The organism is Streptomyces sp. NPDC051180 (assembly GCF_040689545.1).
Classification (GTDB): Bacteria; Actinomycetota; Actinomycetes; order Streptomycetales; family Streptomycetaceae; genus Streptomyces.
In genome coordinates this window covers 126170-142672 of record NZ_JBFBBC010000006.1, presented here as the reverse complement: position 1 = coordinate 142672, position 16503 = coordinate 126170, and the positions used below count along the sequence as shown (strand labels likewise).

The following is a 16503-nucleotide window of genomic DNA, read 5'->3' as shown; positions in this document are numbered from 1 at the left end:
ACGGTGGAGAACATGCGCCCCGACACGCCTGCCGCCCACACCACCGAAGCCGAGCGCCTCCTCCGCACGGCAGCGCAGTACCCCGGAGACCGGGAACCCCTGTACCTCCAGGCCGCCGCCCACCGGGAACTCGCGGGCGACCGCCCGGGCGCCACCGCCCTCTACGACGACCTCCTGGCCACCGAACCCGCCAACCCCCACCTCATCAGGGCGCTGAAGGCGGCCAACCTGTGGGAGTACGGCCACGAGGCCGAGGCCCGCGCCATCATCGACGGCCTCCGGCGCGCCAGGCCCTCCGACGCGGCCGCCTGGGAGACCACGGCGGAGACCCTGGAGGCCCACGACGAGCTCGAAGCGGCCGAGTCCACCCTCACCGAGGCCGCCGAACTCCTCGCCACCGCCCCCGAGCTCCCCCACGCGACCCAGTCGCTCCTCATCACCCGCCACCGGGTCCGCCGCATGCTCGCCCTCCCCCACGACGACTGGGACACCCTCGCCGACCGGCTCCACACGGCGGCCGTCCCCCTCGACGAACTCCACGACCCCAAGCGCCTCTGGTCCCTCGGCTCCTCGGACCCGGCGGAGCTCCAGGCGGAGATCACCCGCCTCCGCTCCGAACTGGGCACCTACCGCACCGCCCTCTCCCGCCCCTTCCCCGTCGCGGTCCTCCACTGGCCCGAACCCGAACTCGACGAGCTCCTCGCCGCCTACCCCGAGCTCGAAGCCGAGTACCCCACCTACCGCGCCCACCTCACCGACATCGAGGCGTCCCTCCGCGAACTCGCCCAGGCCGGCACCCCCAACCTCGGCATCGTCCGCGCCACCGTCCCCTCCTACGAAGCCTTCGCCGCCTCCGAGTCCACTCCCCCCTCCAACGCCGACCTCCTCCCCCAGTACGCCACCACCCTCGCCGCCCGCGCCCGCGCCACCACCTGGCCCCCCGCCAGAACCGACACCTGCTGGTGCGGCTCGGAACGCCCGTACGGGAAGTGCCACGGGGGCGCGGTGCAGGACTGAGCCAACAACGCCGTCCTGCCGTAGCCGCGTCGTCCGGCCCTGGCCAGAGCCTCTCGGCACGGCGTAAGACCGCCCTGCCCTGGGGAACGCGTTCGCGGTTTCACGACCGATATCCCTGTGACTCCTGATACCAATGGGGAGGTTGATCAGGGAGGGGAATCGATGAGTGCGTGGTCGAACTCTGGTGGGCCGGTGTCGGGTCTCTATGAGCAGTTGGTGACTCTGCGTCTGGACGCACAGCTCAAAGCTCTCGGGGACCGCGGCTGGCATGCCATCGACGAGGCCGTCGGTCCGGAGTCCTCCCCTCGCGTGCTGGCGCAGCACGTGGCCGACACCGTGCGTCGCATCCTGCAGGGGTTGCCCGCGGCAGAGCACGTACATGCGGCCAACCACATCCTCGAGTCGATGAACACCATCGAGGGCGCCCGCGAGTGGATCGACCTCGTCGCTGACGGTCCACGCCAACTGCTCGCGGTCGCCGAGGAGGAGGCACAGGGTGTGTACCGGATCCGTCCTGCGACCCCGTTGGCAGAGACGGCGCTCCTCACCAACGCTCCGGAGGACCCCAGCCTCGGCTTCGAGCTGCGAGCGGAGTTGGCGACGGCAGACCGAGTGGACCTGCTCTGCGCGTTCGTGAAGTGGCATGGGCTGCGGGTGATCGAGCAGTCCCTCGAAGCAGCCCATGCGCGCGGCGTGCCGATTCGGGTCATCACGACGACGTACATCGGGGCCACCGAGCGGCATGCCCTTGATCGACTCGTCCAGCGGTTCAACGCCGAGGTCAAGGTCAACTACGAGCTGCGCTCGACACGCCTCCACGCCAAGGCGTGGCTCTTCCGGAGGCACAGCGGCTACGACACCGCATACGTCGGCAGTTCCAACCTCTCGAAGGCCGCTCTGCTGGACGGACTGGAGTGGAACGTACGTCTGTCGTCCGTCGCGACGCCGGACGTCCTTCGCAAGTTCGAGGCGACCTTCGACGCCTACTGGAGCGATCCGGCCTTCGAGTCCTACGACCCCGCCCGCGACGCCTCCCGCCTCAGCGAGGCGCTTCAGGTGGCCGGCGGTGGAACGGGCTCCGGCACAGAGCGGCGGATCACCCTGTCCGGGCTGGAGGTACGACCGTACCCACACCAGCGGGACATGCTGGAGCGCCTCCAGGTGGAACGCGAGGTGCACGACCGTCATCGGAACCTTCTCGTGGCGGCGACGGGCACGGGAAAGACCGTCATGGCCGCCCTCGACTACAAGCGTCTTCGGCAACAGCACGGCCGTGACCTCCGGCTCCTGTTCGTCGCCCACCGGCAGGAGATCCTTCGCCAGTCCCTGCGGACCTACCAGGACGTGCTCGTCGACGCCAACTTCGGGGAGGAACTGCACAGCGGGCTCGTGCCTGGCGGCTGGCAGCACGTCTTCGCGAGCGTGCAGTCCCTCAAGGCACAACGACTGGACCAGCTGTCCCCGGACCACTTCGACGTCATCGTCATCGATGAGTTCCACCACGGAGTCTCCTCGACCTACCGGAAGATCGTCGAACACTTCCGCCCGGTGGAGTTCCTGGGGCTGACCGCGACTCCCGAGCGGATGGACGGCCGCAACGTCCAGGACGAGTTCTTCGACGGACGCATCGCAGCGGAGATGCGCCTGTGGGAAGCGCTCGAGAACGACCTCCTCAGTCCGTTCCACTACTTCGGAATCACCGACAACACCGACATGAGCGCCGTTGAGTGGAAGCGAGGCGCCTATGACTCGTCAGCCCTCAGCAAACTGTTCAGCGGCAACGACGCCAGGGCACGGCTCGTCGTTCGCGCCGTCCAGGACAAGGTGGCGAACCCGGGGGGCATGCGTGCCCTCGGCTTCTGCGTCTCCGTCGCCCACGCAAGGTTCATGGCGGACTACTTCCAGCGCTCTGGCCTCAATGCCGTGGCGCTGTCCGGGGAGACTCCCCGCGACCAGCGGATGGCCGCACTGGCCGCGCTGCGTGCCGGAGAGGTCCAAGTGATCTTCTCGGTTGATCTCTTCAACGAGGGCCTGGACATCCCTGACGTCGACACGCTCCTCCTCCTGCGCCCGACCTCAAGCGCGACGGTCTTCCTCCAGCAGCTCGGCCGCGGGCTGCGTCGCACGGAGAGCAAGGCGGTCCTCACCGTGCTGGACTTCATCGGGCAGCACCGCAAGGAATTCCGGTTCGAGGAGCAGTTCCGGGCGCTGACCAACCTGACGCGCAATCGACTCCTGGCCAACATCGACCAGGACTTCCCCCTGTTGCCGTCCGGCTGCCAGATCATCCTTGAGTCCAAAGCCAAGGACCTGATCATCAACAACATCCGCAGCCAGATCAGCGTCAACGTCACCCAGCTGGCGCGCGAAGTGAGCCGCTACGGCGAGACCCGGCTGCCGGCGTACCTCACGGAGAGCGGACGCGAGCTCAAGGAGATCTACCGCAGTGGCAGCTCATGGACCGGTCTGCTGCGCCGTTCAGGGTTGCTTCCCGCCACGGGCCCCGCAGGGGAGGAAGCGCTCCTGAAGCGCGTTTCCGCGTTTCTTCACGTGGACGATCCCCGTCGGGTCGCGGCCTACACACAGCTCCTCACGGATGACGCCCCGCCGTACACCGAACTCAACGAGATCGAGCGCGCCTACGCCCGCATGTTCTTCTTCTCGCTCTGGCCCTTGGGCGGTGGCTTCGCCTCGTACCAAGACGCTCTGGAATCGCTTCGTCCGCACCACGCCGTCCGGGACGAGCTCCGACAGGTCCTTGAGTCCGCCCTTGGGCAGACCGATCACATCCCGGTCCCCCTGCGCGGCCCCCTAGCCGACCTGCCCCTGACGATCCACGCCTCCTACAGCCGAGAGGAGATCCTTCCTGCCCTCGGTCAGTCCTCCATCGGAGGCTTCATGCCAGCTCATTTCCGCGAGGGCGTGAAGTGGTGCGAGGACATCCAGACGGACGCTCTGCTGATCACCCTGGAGAAGGACGAGAAGGACTTCTCCCCGCAGACGCGCTACCGGGACTACGCGCTGAACGAGACCCTCTTCCACTGGGAGTCCCAGAACCAGACGTCGAGGACGTCCCCCACGGGGGTGCGGTACCAGACGCATGAGAAGAACGGCTCGCACGTGCTCCTCTTCGTCCGCAGGTACAAGAAGACGGACATCGGCGGGCCTCAGCCCTGGATGCTCCTGGGACCGGCCCAGTACGTCGACCACCAGGGCAGCAAGCCCATGGAGATCACCTGGGAGCTCCACCATGAGATCCCTGCCGACGTCCTCACGTACTCGTCCATCGCGGCCGGATAAGTTCTCGCAGCCCGCAGAGCCAGGACCTTCAAAGACCCCGTAAGCACAGCAAGTAGAGGAAGCGTGTCCATAAACTCGCGAGAAACTCCTTCGCAAAAGCAGCTCTCGACTCCTGACACTCCGTCCATCAACGATCTGATGGCGGACATGCGACGAGGCCGGCTAGCCATACCGGACTTCCAGCGAGACTTCGTCTGGGATCCGAGCGACACCCAGAAGCTCCTCGTCTCCATCATCGCGAGGTACCCGGCGGGGACCCTTCTCTTCTGGGAGCAGAAGACCCCACAGATCAGGCGACGCTCCTTCGAGGGCTTCGACGAGGTCGAGCTCCGCCCCAATGCTGCTCTGGTCTTGGACGGCCAGCAGCGCATGACCTCGATTTTTCGCGCTCTGAGCGGGGTCGGTCAGCAGAGGTTCTACGTTGACCTCAACGCGCTCCAGGGTCTTCATTTCGATCACACCGGTCCGCTCGACGCAAGCCGTCTCGATGACGTCATCGTCTACCGGGAGGTCAACGCCCGCTCCCTCAAGAAGCGCCCGCCGGAGAACGCGGCGGAGGAGATGAGGCTCGGACTCTTCCCCCTGTCCCTGATCGAGTCGGACAGGATCGAAGAGTGGCTTGACGGGATGGAAGATGTCTCCGACCTCTTCGAGGACTGGAAGGAGCGGCGGCAGAAACTCCGGGAGCTGATCCGGAAGTACCTGCGTCCCATCGGCAACTACCGTTTCCCGGTCGTCGAGCTGCCCGAGAGCACCCCTCTCGATGCGGTATGCCGCATCTTTGAGACGCTGAACCGCACCGGCATCAAGCTCACGGTGTTCGAGCTCCTGGCCGCCCGCTTCTGGCCGGCGGGCGTCGACCTGCGACACATGTGGGATACAGCCCAGCAGAAGCACCCGATTCTCGGCTCCTTCGAGGTCGACGCCTACTCCCTCCTGCAGGCGGTTTCCCTCCTTGCCACGGCGAACCGGCGGAATCTCTCGGGCACTGCCAACAGAACCGCATCAGCGCAGCGCAGCGACGTTCTCGACCTGAAGCCCGAGGAACTCGAGCTCTACTGGGAACGCGTCGCCCAGGGGACCGCAAAGGCCCTCACCTTCCTTCGGGACGAGTGCGGGGTGCTCGCCCCCAAGTGGCTGCCTTACTCAATGATCATCGTGCCGCTCGCAGCGGCCTGGCATGACGTCGACGGCAAGAACGGCGCGGAGAGCGGTGCCGCGCTCCAGAAGATTCGCCGCTTCTTCTGGTGCTCGGTCTTCAGTCGCAACTACGACCAGGGAGGCAACAGCCAGGCGGGGCGTGACTTCGCCGACCTCACCTCGTGGCTCGCAGGAAAGCCGACGCCCCCGGAGGCAGTCGAGGACTTCTCCTTCCCGGAGGAGACCCTCGACACGGCAAGGACCAACCTCCAAGCCCTCTACAAGGGCGTCATGGCGCTGACCCTGAGTGTCGGTGCGCGTGACTTCCACTCGGGATCCATCCTGACACCGGAGAAGATCCTTCAGGAGAGCGTGGACGCACATCACGTGTTCCCGAAGAAGTACCTCGAAGAGGTCTCTGCCACGGCGACCTCGGAACTCATCCTCAACCGTGCTCTGATCGACAAGAGGAGCAACCAGAGCATAGGAAGTCGGGCCCCGTCGCTCTACATCGCCACCATGAAGGAGGCGATGGGGGAAGAGGAGATCTCCGGGATCCTCCAGTCGCATCTCCTTCCTGTTGGCGAATCCTCGTTCCTCATGGCCAACGACTACGGCCAGTTCCTGAACGAGAGGAAGGCACTCGTCCTGGCAGAGATCCGACGCGTCACCGAAGGCAACGCAGACCCGTTGCCCGCATAGCGCGTCCTTCACTGATCGGTCGGCCGTCGCGTTCGCCGCGGCCGACCGTCACACCGCCCCGGCAGTTCCTCCGGGCCCCGTACCCTCGGAGGGAAAACGACGACCCGACCCGGAAGGCCCCGTCATGCCCCGTATCTCCCCCCCCGCCATAGCCGCCGCCGGACTCGTGGGCGGTTACGCCGTGGCGCGGTGGACCAGGAAGCGGCCGCTCGGGGGTGCCGTGCTGGCGGTGGCGGGTGGGGTGGCGGCTCGGGAGTGGCAGCAGGTGGGTGGGGTGAAGGCTTCCGTGGGGCTGACGACGGCGTACGTGGCTGCTTTCGCGGGGTCGCACCCGCTCGCCAAGAAGATCGGGGCCTGGCCGGCGGTGTTCTCCGTCGCCGGGGCCGTGGCCGCCGCGTCCTGGGCCGTGACGCGCGAGAAGGGCTGACGGACCGGGCTCCTGGGCTGTGACGCGGGGGAAGGGCTGACGGTGGCCTCGGGCGGTCAGCCGCCGGCGGCGTGGCTGATCGTGTAGATGAGGAGGCCGGCGAGGGCGCCGACGACGGTGCCGTTGATGCGGATGAACTGGAGGTCGCGGCCGATGTTGGCCTCGATCTTCTTGGAGGTCTGGGTGGCGTCCCAGCCGGCGACCGTGTCGGTGATGAGGGACGTGATCTCGCCCCGGTAGGTCGTCACGACGTAGGCCGCGGCGTCCTCGGCCCAGCCGTCGACCTTCGCCTGGAGGCGGGTGTCGGTGGCGAGGCGGTTGCCGAGGGAGATGAGGGAGGCGCGGGCGCGGAGGCGGAGCTGGCTGCGGTCGTCCTCGGCCGCGGCGATGATCAGGGAGCGGACGGAGGCCCAGGCGGAGGCGATGACGTCCTGGATCTCGGGGCGGGCGAGGAGGTCCGACTTGAGGCGTTCGATGCGGGCGCGGGTGTCCGTGTCGGCCTGGAGGTCGGCCGCGAAGTCGGCCAGGAAGCGGTCGATGGCGCCGCGGGCGGGGTGGCCGGGCATGTCGCGCATCTCGGTGACGAAGCGGAGGAGCTCCTTGTAGACGCGTTCGCCGATGCGGCGGTCGACGAAGCGGGGGGTCCAGCCGGGCGCGCCGCCCTGCACCGCGTCCATCACCGAGTCGCCGTGCGTGACCAGCCAGTCGTGGGCCCGGGTGCAGATCAGGTCGACCGCCCGGTGGTGGGCGCCGTCGGCGACGATCCGCTCCAGGGTCTTGCCGAGGCCGGGCGCGATCTCCGCGGCCTCGGCGCGCCGGGTGATCGCCTCCCCGACGACGGCCTGGACGTCGGCGTCGCGCAGGACGGTCAGCGCGCCCCTCAGCGCCGTCGACGCCTCCGCCGTGACCCGGTCCGCGTGGGCCGGGTCGGCAAGCCAGCCACCGAGGCGGGCCCCGATGCCGAGGGCCGCGAGCCGGCCCCGTACGACGTCGGCCGACAGGAAGTTCTCGCCGACGAACTGGCCCAGTGAGGCGCCGAGCTGGTCCTTCTTCGTGGGGATGATGGCGGTGTGGGGGATGGGCAGGCCCAGGGGCCGCCGGAAGAGGGCGGTGACGGCGAACCAGTCCGCCAGCGCGCCGACCATGCCCGCCTCGGCCGCCGCGGCGACGTAGCCCGTCCAGGCGCCCCAGCCCGCGTTCTCCGCCCAGGTCGCCAGGGCGTAGATCAGGGCGACCGCGAGGAGCAGGGACGTCGCCAGCGCCTTCATGCGCCGGACGCCTCTGCTCTTCTCCTCGTCCGCCGCCGTGTACGAGAAACTCACCAATGCACTCGACCTCCTACATCAGGGACTCCCGGCGCTCGTCCCGAGTTCCCCCGTACATCTTCGCGATCACCGCCTCGATGTCCGGCTCCCGCACCGAGAGGTCGTGGAGGGGATACCTGGCCGCCACCGCCGCGACCAGGGGGGCCGCCGAGTCCGTCGCGGGGAAGGCCAGCCACTGGCGGGGGCCCTCCGACCGTACGAAGCGGGCGCCCGGGACGTCGGTGATCGGGGGCAGCTCGCGTGCCAGGTCGACCATGAGGAGCCGTTCGCTGCGGCCGACGGCGTGCAGCCCCGCCAGTTCGCCGTCGTACATCAGCCGTCCGTGGTCGATCACCATCACCCGCGAGCAGAGCTGTTCGATGTCGGTGAGGTCGTGGGTGGTGAGGAGGACCGTGGTGCCGCGGGAGGCGTTCAGGTCCTGGAGGAACTCGCGCACCCTGGCCTTGGAGACGATGTCCAGGCCGATGGTCGGCTCGTCCAGGTACAGCACCTCCGGGTCGTGGAGGAGGGCCGCCGCGATGTCGCCGCGCATCCGCTGGCCGAGGGAGAGCTGGCGTACCGGCACGTCGAGCAGCTCCCCCAGTTCCAGGAGCTCCACGCACCGGCCGAGGTTCTCGCGGTAGCGGGCGTCGGGGATGCGGTACATGCGGTGCATCAGCCGGTACGAGTCCTTCAGCGGCAGGTCCCACCAGAGGGTGGTGCGCTGGCCGAAGACCACCCCTATCCGCTGGGCGAGCCGGGTGCGCTCGCGGGCCGGGTCGATGCCGGCGACCCGGAGCCGGCCGCCGCTGGGGGTGAGGATGCCGGTGAGCATCTTGATGGTGGTGGACTTGCCGGCGCCGTTCGGGCCGATGTAGCCGACCATCTCGCCGCGCTCGACGCCGAAGCTGATGCCGTCGACCGCCCGGACCTCCTTCTTCTCGCGGCGGAAGAGGCCGGCTTTCCGGCGGACCGTGAAGACCTTCTCCAGTGAGTCCAGTTCGATGAAGGGCACGACCCGCCTCAGCTTCCTGTCGATCGGTACGAACGGATTCCGGCCCGCCACGCCAGTCCGGCGACGCCGCAGCAGACGGCCGCGACGAGCGGCGAGGCGAAGGCCGCCCACTCCGGCACCCCGGCGGGGGCGGGCCGGTCGAGCACGTACAGCGCGGGGAGCCAGTTCACGAAGGCCAGCGGTACGACGTACACGACACCCCGCACCAGGTCCTGCGCGAAGAGCGTGGGCGGGTATCCCAGGAGGGTGTTCCCGCCGTAGGTGAAGGCGTTGGTCACCTCCGCCGCGTCCTGCATCCAGAACAGCGTGGCGGCGCCGACGACCATCAGCGCGGCGAAGATCACCGCGCCGCAGGCCACGGTCACCGGCAGCAGCACCGCCTTCACCGGCGTCCACGTGACGTCGTCCAGCAGGACCAGGGCCCAGACGAGGACGAACAGCCCCTGGGCGACCCGGCCGAACCTGCGCAGCGCGAACTTGTCCGCCGCGACCTGGGCGAGGAGCGGCGCCGGGCGCATCAGGAAGGTGTCGAGCGAGCCGTCCCGGACGCGTCTGCCCATCCGCTGGAGCGAGCCCATGGTGAGGTCCGCGATCCCGAAGGAGGTGCCGGCCGTGCCGTACAGCAGCGCCACCTCGGCGAACCCGAAGCCGCCGAGGCCCTCCACCTGACCGAACATCAGCAGGATGACGACGAAGTCGAAGAAGGTGGCGACGAAGCTGTTGGCGAGGGTGAGCACGAAGGAGGAGCGGTACGTCATGGTGGAGCGGATCCACATGCCGGCCACCATCCGGTAGGCGGCCCAGGGGCCGACCGGGGCGGGAGGGGCGTCGGCGGTCCCGTACCCGTCCCCGGGTCCGGATCCCCGGTCGTCCCCGAGCCCGTGGCCGTCCCCCGGCCCCGGGGCCGGGGGGCGCAGGACGTCAGCCACCCTGGACCACCACCTTCCGCGTCGCCGCCGTCTGCGCCACCCGTCCCGCGGCGAGCAGGACGGTCGCCCAGCAGCCCTGGAAGGCGTACGCCCCCGCGAGGCCCCAGCCCTCGTACCGGCCGAGGTAGACGTCGGCCGGCACCTGGAGCAGCGACGCCCAGGGCAGGAGCCGTGCGATCTCGCCGAGCGTGCCGGGGAAGACGTTCAGCGGGAGCAGCATCCCCGAGAAGAACAGTCCGCTCAGCCAGGCCACCTGTGCGGCGCCCTGGCCGTCGAGCAGCCAGAACGCGCTCATCGCCACCAGGTACCAGATCGCGAAGCCCACCACGGAGCCGAGCGCGACGGCGCCGAGGAAGGCCGCCCAGGCGCCGGGGCCGGACGGCAGGGTGAAGCGGAAGACGAGCCAGCCGACCAGCAGGGGGACGACCCCGCGGCCCAGCAGCTGGTAGGCGCAGCGGCCGGCGTTGGCCGAGAACCACCAGGTCTGGAGGTCGGCGGGGCGGTAGAGGTCGACGGCGATGTCGCCGGTCCTGATGCGCTCCGTCAGTTCGTCCTCGAAGCCGCCGCCCATGAGTCCGCAGACGGTGATGAGCCCCTGTCCGATCCACACGTAGGCGAGGGCGTCGTCGACGGAGTAGCCGCCGAGGTGGGGGCGTTCGTCCCAGAGGGCGATGTAGGTGTACGACAGGATGAGGCCGAAGACGCTGTTGGTGAACACCCCGGCCACCGTCGCGACCCGGTAGGTGGCGTGGCGCCGGAAGCCACCTGCGGCCACCGTCGCGTACAGCCGCAGCATGGAAGTCCCTTTCCGGCACGAATCACGGCGAAGCGCACGACCCTAGTGGGCGGGGACACATCGCCGCGACCGGATTTTCCGCCGGATTCGGGGCACGCTGGGCTCACGTTCGGGCGTTTCGTCGCATTCCGTGCAGTATGTGATGCCATGTCCCCTTCCTCCGGTACGAGTGACGATCCGAGCGACACCCCCGGGCCATCCCGAGCGGGCCGGGGCGCCGGCTGGGAGCCGAGGGACCCCACCCTCCCCTCCCCGCGCCCGGACGAGCGGCCCGTGCGGCGCCCACGCCGCGTCCGCCGCGTCCTGCGGGGCCTCCTCGGGCTCCTCCTGCTCGGCACGCTGCTGCTCGCGGGCGCCTTCGCCGCCGGCTACCTCCTGGTGGAGATCCCGCCCGCCAACGCCGCCGCGGTCGCCCAGTCCAACGTCTACCTCTACCGCGACGGCACCCCGCTCGCCCGCGACGGCGAGGTCAACCGGGAGAACGTCCGCCTCGACCAGGTCCCCCTCGCCGTCCGGCGAGCGGTGCTCGCCGCCGAGGACCGCGACTTCCACACCTCGCGGGCGGTCGACCCCAAGGCCATGGTCCGCGCCGCCTGGAACACCGTGAACGGCAAGGGCCGCCAGTCCGGCTCGACCATCACCCAGCAGTACGTCAAGAACTACTACCTCGGCCAGGAGCAGACGCTCACCCGCAAGGCCAAGGAGTTCTTCATCGCGATCAAGCTGGGCCGCGAGAAGAGCAAGGAGGAGATCCTCCAGGGCTACCTCAACACCAGCTACTTCGGCCGGAACGCGTACGGCGTGCAGGCCGCCGCCCGCGCCTACTACGGCAAGGACGTCGAGCGCCTCGACACCGCCGAGGGCGCCTACCTCGCCTCGCTGCTCAAGGCCCCCAGCGCCTACGACGTCACCACCCACCCCGAGAACCGCGCCAAGGCGGTGGCCCGCTGGAACTACGTCCTGGACGGCATGGTGACCGAGGGCTGGCTCGCTCCCGCCGCCCGGGCCGCGGCCCGCTTCCCCGCGCCGCAGACCGCACGGCCCGCCACCGCCCTCGCCGGCCAGCGCGGCTATCTCGTGCAGGCCGTGGAGGAGTACCTGACCGGCCGCGGGATCATCGACGAGAAGACGCTCGCCGGCGGCGGATTCCGCATCACCACCACTCTGGAACCCGCCAAGCAGGAGGCGCTCACGCGGGCGGTCGTGGACCAGGTGCAGTCGCGGCTCGACCCGGACCGCTCCCCCGCCGACCGCAACGTCCGCGTCGGGGCCGCGGCCGTCGACCCGGCCGACGGCAGGGTCCTCGCCCTGTACGGCGGCGTCGACTACACCCAGCAGTACGTCAACAACGCCACCCGCCGCGACTACCAGGTCGGCTCCACGTTCAAGCCGTTCGTCTTCACCGCGGCCGTGCAGAGCGGGGCGCAGACCCAGCAGGGCGTGCCCATCACGCCGTACACGATGTACGACGGCACCAACCGGCGCCCGGTGGAGGGCTGGAACGGCGAGGCGTACGACCCCGCCAACGAGGACGACGCCAGCTACGGCGAGATCCAGGTGGGCGCCGCCACCGACCTGTCGGTGAACGCCGTGTACGCCCAGATGGCGGTGGACGTCGGCCCCGCGCACGTCCGGCGGACCGCGATCGACCTCGGGGTGCCCCGCTCCACCCCCGACCTCACCGCCTCCCCGTCGATCGCGCTCGGCCCGGCCACCGCGAGCGTCCTGGACATGGCGGCGGCGTACGCGACCCTCGCCGCCCACGGCCGGCACGGCTCGTACACCCTGGTGGACTCGGTCACCCGGGGCGGCCAGGAGGTCGCCCTGCCCGGGCCTGCCGCGCGGCAGGCCGTCAGCAGGGAGGCAGCGGACACCACCACGTCGATCCTGCGGAGCGTCGTGGAGTCCGGCACCGGCACGGCCGCCCAGGCCGCGGGACGCCCGGCGGCGGGCAAGACCGGCACCGCCGAGGACGACAAGGCGGCCTGGTTCGCCGGCTACACGCCCGAACTCGCCACGGTCGTCGCCCTGATGGGCCAGGACCCCGAGTCGGGCCGGCAGGAGTCCCTCTACGGGGCCCTCGGGCTGCCCCGGGTCAGCGGCGGCGGACCGCCCGCCGCGATCTGGGGCCAGTTCACCCGGGACGCCCTGGCGGGCACGGCGCCCAGGGAGTTCGAGCTCCAGCTGATGCCCGGTGCGCAGGAGCCCCCCGTCCCGCCGGTGCCCGACGGGGCCAAGGAGGAAGAGGAGGAGCTCGTGACGGGCGAGGCGGGGCCCGGAGCCGCGTCGCGCGGCCCGGGGGCCCCGAGCCCCGCCGTGCGGGGTCAGTGACCGGACGTCGCCTTCAGTCCCACGACGGCGACGAGCAGCAGGCAGACGAAGAAGATCCGGGCGGCGGTCGCCGGCTCGCCGAGCACGACCATGCCGAGCACCGCCGCACCGGCCGCGCCGATGCCGACCCACACGCCGTAGGCCGTGCCGATCGGGAGGGTCTTCGCCGCCTGCGACAGCAGCAGCATGGAGGCGACGATCCCGGCACCGGTGAGGACGCTGGGCCACAGCCGGGTGAAGCCGTCGGTGTACTTCATGCCGATGGACCAGCCGACCTCGAGCAGACCGGCGACGACGAGAAGAACCCAGGCCATGACGAGACACCTCCGCGAGACGGGGACAAGGGGTGCGTCGTCTTGTCGTGGAACCCGGTACGGCGCGTCTCGTCGGGTGCTTCCAGGCTAGCAAAGAACGGGCAAAGGCCCCGGTGACGGTCGTCACCAGGGCCCGGGAAGGGGCGCGCGGGGCGCCTTACAGGTACAGCCCCGTGTCCGAGGAGCCCTGGAACCGGTCCGCGGCCACCGCGTGCAGGTCCCGCTCCCGCATCAGCACGTACGCCACGCCCCGCACCTCGACCTCGGCGCGGTCCTCGGGGTCGTAGAGGACCCGGTCGCCGATCTCGACGGTACGGACGTTCTGGCCGACCGCGACCACCTCGGCCCAGGACAGCCGGCGGCCCACCGCGGCGGTCGCCGGGATGAGGATGCCGCCGCCGGACCGCCGCTCGCCCTCGGGGGAGTCGGTGCGGACCAGGACCCGGTCGTGCAGCATCCGGATGGGCAGCTTGTCGTGCGTGTTCTCGCTCACGGCTCGAACCTACCCGCCCGGGCGGGGCGCCTGCGGCCGGGAGGAGTCATCCCCTGCCCTTGCGCGAGGACGCCGCGAGCAGTCCCACGACCGCCACGGCCACGAGCGCGACCGGAACGACCCGGTCCAGGCGCGGCGCGCCGTCCTCGTGGGTGAAACGTGCCTTCACGTCCGAGACGACGCGGTTGACCGCGACGAAGGCGCGTCCCGCGGTCTGGTCGACCGTCGAGGCGACCTTGGCCTTGGCGTCCCCGATGATCGTCTTCGGGTGCACCCGAATGCCGATCTCGTCGAGAGTGACGGCGAGCTGCTCGCGCCGGCGGACGATGTCCGCCTCGATCTGCGCAGGGGTCCTGGCGTCCGACACCGCGCTGCCTCCGTAGTCGTGATCCGGTCGTTTGCCGTCAGTCTGTCAGTTCCGCCGCCCCGGGGCCGCGCCCGACCCCCATTAGGCTCTGAACGCGTACGCGAACACTCCGAGGAGAGCCAGCCATGAGCGAGCGACTGCAGCCCGGCGACACCGCCCCCGCCTTCACCCTTCCCGACGCGGACGGCAACGAGGTCTCCCTCGCGGACCACAAGGGCCGCAAGGTCATCGTCTACTTCTACCCCGCCGCCCTCACCCCCGGCTGCACGAAGCAGGCGTGCGACTTCACCGACAACCTCGACGTCCTGGCCGCGGCCGGCTACGACGTCATCGGGGTCTCCCCCGACAAGCCGGAGAAGCTCGCGAAGTTCCGCGAGAAGGAGAACCTGAAGGTCACCCTGGTCGGCGACCCCGAGAAGACGACCCTGGAGGCGTACGGCGCCTTCGGCGAGAAGAAGCTGTACGGCAAGACCGTGACCGGCGTCATCCGCTCCACCGTCGTCGTCGACGAGGACGGCAAGGTCGAGCACGCCTTCTACAACGTCAAGGCCACCGGCCACGTGGCCAAGATCATCAGGGACCTCGCCATCGAGGGTTAGGGGCCGTCCGGGGAGGGTGACGCACGTCCCATCCCCGGCCTTTCCCGTTTGCGAACGGCATGGTCGTGCAGACGTGCCTCCTGGAGCTGCTTCCCCAGAGAGGACGTACGGTCATGCCGGCCACAGACCGCGATCCCGCGACGGATCCCGAAGCCCTGAGGCGCCATCCGCGCCTGTTCAAGGCAGCCGTGCAGCGCAGGCGGCCCCGGCTGCGCCGGACGGACATCACGGTGACGGACGAGGCGGCGGTCAAGAGGGCCGTACGGGCGGCCTCGCTGGGCAATGCCATGGAGTGGTTCGACTTCGGCATCTACGCCTATCTCGCCGTCACCCTCGGCCATGTCTTCTTCCCGTCCGGGAACGACACGGTCCAGCTGCTGTCGTCGTTCGCGACGTTCGCGGTCGCCTTCCTGATCCGCCCGATCGGCGGCATGGTGTTCGGCCCGATGGGTGACCGGCTGGGCCGCAAGAAGGTCCTCGCGCTGACGATGATCCTCATGGCCGTCGGCACCTTCGCGATCGGCCTCATCCCCTCGTACGCCTCGATCGGCTTCTGGGCCCCGGTCCTCCTGGTCTTCTTCCGGATGGTCCAGGGCTTCTCGACCGGCGGCGAGTACGGCGGCGCCTCGACGTTCATCGCGGAGTACGCCCCCGACCGGCGCCGGGGCTACTTCGGCAGCTTCCTGGAGTTCGGCACGCTGGCCGGGTACGTCGGCGCGGCGGGCCTGGTGACGGCGCTCGGCGCGTGGCTGGGCCCCGAGACCATGGAGGCGTGGGGCTGGCGGGTGCCTTTCCTGGTGGCGGGCCCGCTGGGGCTGGCCGGCCTCTACCTGCGGCTGCGGCTGGACGAGACGCCCGCCTTCCGGAAGCTGGAGAGCGAGTCGGCGCGCGCCCCGGAGGCGGCGGACGCGGTGGAGACCTCCACCAAGGACGACCTGGCGAGGATCCTCCGCCGGCAGTGGCCGACGCTGATCCTCTGCATCGCCCTCGTGGGCGCGTACAACATCACCGACTACATGCTGCTGTCGTACATGCCGACGTACCTCTCCGACGAGCTCGGCTACAGCGAGACGCACGGGCTGCTGGTCCTGCTGCTCGTGATGGTGCTGCTGATGCTGGTCATCACCCGGGTCGGGCGGCTCAGCGACCGGTTCGGCCGCAAGCCCGTCCTGATGACGGGCATGCTGGGCTTCCTCCTGCTGTCGCTGCCCGCGTTCCTGCTGATCCGTCAGGGCGACGTGGCGGCGATCGTGGCGGGCATGCTGATGCTCGGCCTGTCGCTGGTCTGCATGCTCGGCACCATGTCGGCGGCGCTCCCGGCGCTCTTCCCGACGGACGTGCGGTACGGCTCGCTGTCCGTGGGCTACAACCTGTCGGCGTCCCTGTTCGGCGGTACGACCCCGCTCGTCGTCACCGCGCTGATCGGCGCCACCGGCAGCGCCCTGATGCCGGCGTACTACGCGATGGGCGCGGCGCTGGTCGGGGTGGTCGCGGTGGCGTGCATGAAGGAGACGGCGCGGCAGCCGCTGGAGGGTTCGCCGCCGTCGGTGGAGACCCCTGAGGAGGCGGCCGAGTTGGTGATGGCCCAGGCTCCCGAACCGCGGTTCTGACTCCCGTGCGGGAAGGCGGGACGCGGCCCGCCGCCGGACGCGGGGTGCCCGCTACGATGGCCGTGCACGCGGCCGTGTCGTAACTGGCAGCCGAGCTGGGTTTAGGTCCCAGTGGGCGAAAGCCCGTGTGGGTTCGAGTCCCACCGGCCGCACGACGAG

The 16503-nt window shown here is 69.9% G+C and carries 14 protein-coding genes, 1 tRNA gene and 1 riboswitch; of the genes, 8 read left to right on the top strand and 7 right to left on the bottom strand.

The window, feature by feature from the left end:
- The first annotated feature begins 12 nt into the window (after positions 1-12).
- The 4 genes from AB0424_RS13940 (at position 13) to AB0424_RS13925 (ending at position 6586) form a co-directional block, all read left to right on the top strand.
- Entirely contained in the window at positions 13-1017 is a 1005-nt protein-coding gene (locus AB0424_RS13940; RefSeq protein ID WP_366305000.1) for an SEC-C metal-binding domain-containing protein, read from the top strand.
- 162 nt (positions 1018-1179) lie between these two features.
- Complete coding sequence (locus tag AB0424_RS13935) at positions 1180-4317, top strand: DUF3427 domain-containing protein (RefSeq protein ID WP_366304998.1); 3138 nt, start codon at positions 1180-1182, stop codon at positions 4315-4317.
- 138 nt (positions 4318-4455) lie between these two features.
- Positions 4456-6159: a DUF262 domain-containing protein gene (locus tag AB0424_RS13930; RefSeq protein ID WP_366304996.1), complete on the top strand. Its 1704-nt coding sequence runs from the start codon at positions 4456-4458 to the stop codon at positions 6157-6159.
- A 124-nt stretch (positions 6160-6283) separates the two neighbouring features.
- Complete coding sequence (locus AB0424_RS13925) at positions 6284-6586, top strand: hypothetical protein (RefSeq protein ID WP_366304994.1); 303 nt, start codon at positions 6284-6286, stop codon at positions 6584-6586.
- Positions 6587-6642: 56 nt separating this feature from the next.
- On the opposite strand, the gene AB0424_RS13920 is transcribed toward AB0424_RS13925, so the two are convergent.
- The 4 genes from AB0424_RS13920 to AB0424_RS13905 form a co-directional block, all read right to left on the bottom strand.
- The gene (locus tag AB0424_RS13920; protein ID WP_366305311.1) at positions 6643-7854 is read right to left on the bottom strand and encodes a DUF445 domain-containing protein; all 1212 of its coding nucleotides are present in this window, start codon (positions 7852-7854) and stop codon (positions 6643-6645) included.
- 70 nt (positions 7855-7924) lie between these two features.
- Positions 7925-8905 (bottom strand): ATP-binding cassette domain-containing protein, encoded by a 981-nt coding sequence (locus AB0424_RS13915; RefSeq protein WP_366304992.1) that lies wholly within the window; start codon positions 8903-8905, stop codon positions 7925-7927.
- Between the two features lie 8 nt (positions 8906-8913).
- Positions 8914-9693 (bottom strand): ABC transporter permease, encoded by a 780-nt coding sequence (locus AB0424_RS13910; RefSeq protein ID WP_366305309.1) that lies wholly within the window; start codon positions 9691-9693, stop codon positions 8914-8916.
- A 133-nt stretch (positions 9694-9826) separates the two neighbouring features.
- A complete protein-coding gene (locus AB0424_RS13905; RefSeq protein WP_366305307.1) occupies positions 9827-10627 on the bottom strand; it encodes an ABC-2 family transporter protein in 801 nt (266 codons plus the stop codon).
- A 150-nt stretch (positions 10628-10777) separates the two neighbouring features.
- On the opposite strand from AB0424_RS13905, the gene AB0424_RS13900 reads away from it, so the two are divergent.
- Complete coding sequence (locus AB0424_RS13900; RefSeq protein ID WP_366304990.1) at positions 10778-12961, top strand: transglycosylase domain-containing protein; 2184 nt, start codon at positions 10778-10780, stop codon at positions 12959-12961.
- On the opposite strand, the gene AB0424_RS13895 is transcribed toward AB0424_RS13900, so the two are convergent.
- The 3 genes from AB0424_RS13895 to AB0424_RS13885 all read right to left on the bottom strand — a co-directional run bounded on the left by AB0424_RS13895 (position 12955) and on the right by AB0424_RS13885 (position 14135).
- Positions 12955-13275 carry a multidrug efflux SMR transporter gene (locus AB0424_RS13895; RefSeq protein WP_366304988.1) on the bottom strand — a complete coding sequence of 107 codons (321 nt, stop codon included), beginning with the start codon at positions 13273-13275 and terminating at the stop codon, positions 12955-12957. The genes AB0424_RS13900 and AB0424_RS13895 overlap by 7 nt on opposite strands.
- A 31-nt stretch (positions 13276-13306) precedes the next feature.
- A riboswitch (guanidine-III (ykkC-III) riboswitch) is annotated at positions 13307-13376 on the bottom strand.
- Between the two features lie 56 nt (positions 13377-13432).
- Positions 13433-13768: a co-chaperone GroES gene (locus tag AB0424_RS13890; RefSeq protein ID WP_366304986.1), complete on the bottom strand. Its 336-nt coding sequence runs from the start codon at positions 13766-13768 to the stop codon at positions 13433-13435.
- A gap of 46 nt (positions 13769-13814) precedes the next feature.
- Positions 13815-14135 (bottom strand): DUF3618 domain-containing protein, encoded by a 321-nt coding sequence (locus AB0424_RS13885; RefSeq protein WP_366304984.1) that lies wholly within the window; start codon positions 14133-14135, stop codon positions 13815-13817.
- Between the two features lie 125 nt (positions 14136-14260).
- Between AB0424_RS13885 and bcp the strand changes: the two genes are divergently transcribed.
- From bcp to AB0424_RS13870, 3 genes are all read left to right on the top strand, one after another.
- Positions 14261-14734 (top strand): thioredoxin-dependent thiol peroxidase, encoded by a 474-nt coding sequence (gene bcp, locus AB0424_RS13880; RefSeq protein WP_351782733.1) that lies wholly within the window; start codon positions 14261-14263, stop codon positions 14732-14734.
- Between the two features lie 113 nt (positions 14735-14847).
- Positions 14848-16344 (top strand): glycine betaine/L-proline transporter ProP, encoded by a 1497-nt coding sequence (proP, locus tag AB0424_RS13875; protein WP_366304981.1) that lies wholly within the window; start codon positions 14848-14850, stop codon positions 16342-16344.
- Between the two features lie 68 nt (positions 16345-16412).
- Positions 16413-16496 (top strand) — tRNA-Leu (locus AB0424_RS13870).
- The last annotated feature ends 7 nt before the right edge of the window (positions 16497-16503 follow it).